This window comes from Roseibium sediminis (genome assembly GCF_008711325.1).
GTDB classification, from domain to species: domain Bacteria; phylum Pseudomonadota; class Alphaproteobacteria; order Rhizobiales; family Stappiaceae; genus Roseibium; species Roseibium sediminis.
Map to the genome: position 1 here is coordinate 1 of NZ_VXDB01000101.1, position 677 is coordinate 677.

At 57.5% G+C, this 677-nt stretch carries 1 protein-coding gene; it reads right to left on the reverse strand.

Annotation, left to right across the window (positions count from 1 at the left end; all coding sequences use genetic code 11):
* Nucleotides 1–677, reverse strand: a 677-nt coding sequence (locus tag F0155_RS23245; protein WP_150526941.1) for a hypothetical protein, incomplete at both ends; no start/stop codon positions are given.

Sequence of the window (677 nt, forward strand, 5' to 3'; positions counted from 1 at the left end):
TTCCAGCCACCGTTGTTCCAACCGCCGCCATTGTTGGCGTCACCGCCGTTCCAGCCGCCACCGTTGTTGGCACCGCCGCCGTTCCAGACAGCCCCGGCATTGAATTTGTTGTCAAAGCCGCCGAAGTTCGTATCAAGCAGGCCACCAACTTCATATTCCTTGACCGTCTGTTTGTCGCCTTTGGCTACGATTTCGCCGTTTGCATTCTCAATGGCGCCGCCCCCTTGGGTTCCGCGACCTTTGTCACCCATGCGGGCCTTGCCGTCTCCGTCAACCGTCACACCCCAAAGACCGTGAGGCTTGACGTTATCCGCAACCGCGTTATCGCTACGGAAATCCAGCATCAGGTGCCGCCCCCAGTCCTTGACTGTAACGGTGTATTCGCCAGCCTTGATGGTAACTGTGGTACGGTCACGCTTGACCTGCCCGCCGAGAAATTCTCCGTTACCTTCTATCGCCTGTCCATTGATGGAGAGCGTGCCATCAACGTCGTAGGTAATCTGATTGCCATTGGCCGAAATACCAACCGCGCCAACGACCGTCATGCCGGAGTTTGCTGCGCCCCATTGGTCGAAACGACCGTTGACCTGAACGCCCTTGTCAGACAGAAGGTTATAAGTCTTGCCGGCTTCGCCCTGAATGTCATAGGTACCGCCATCGGCGCCAACGAAGTGCGG